1 protein-coding gene is annotated in these 292 nt (G+C 52.4%); it reads right to left on the reverse strand.

Annotated features, from left to right (window positions below; all coding sequences use genetic code 11):
- Window positions 1-292 (reverse strand): hypothetical protein (locus N8N51_RS10350; protein WP_261104140.1); only part of this gene is annotated, 292 nt, incomplete at both ends.

Genomic DNA, 292 nt, shown 5'->3' on the forward strand with positions numbered 1-292 from the left:
CTCCCCGACCCTGACCCCGCTGCCTTTTGTCTTGCTGATGTCGACGCGCTTGTCGATGCTGACTCAGATGCCGTTTGACTTGCTGATGTCGACGCCCTTGTTGATGCTGACTCAGATGCCGATTGACTTGCTGATGTCGATGCACTTGTTGAAGCTGACTCAGATGCCGATTGACTTGCTGATGTCGAAGCGCTTGTTGATGCTGACTCAGATGCCGATTGACTTGCTGTTGTCGATGCACTTGTCGATGCTGATTCAGATGACGATTGACTTGCGGTTGTCTGTGCGGTTG

Origin of the sequence: Streptococcus mitis (assembly GCF_946188685.1) — a bacterium.
Classification (GTDB): Bacteria; Bacillota; Bacilli; order Lactobacillales; family Streptococcaceae; genus Streptococcus; species Streptococcus mitis_CC.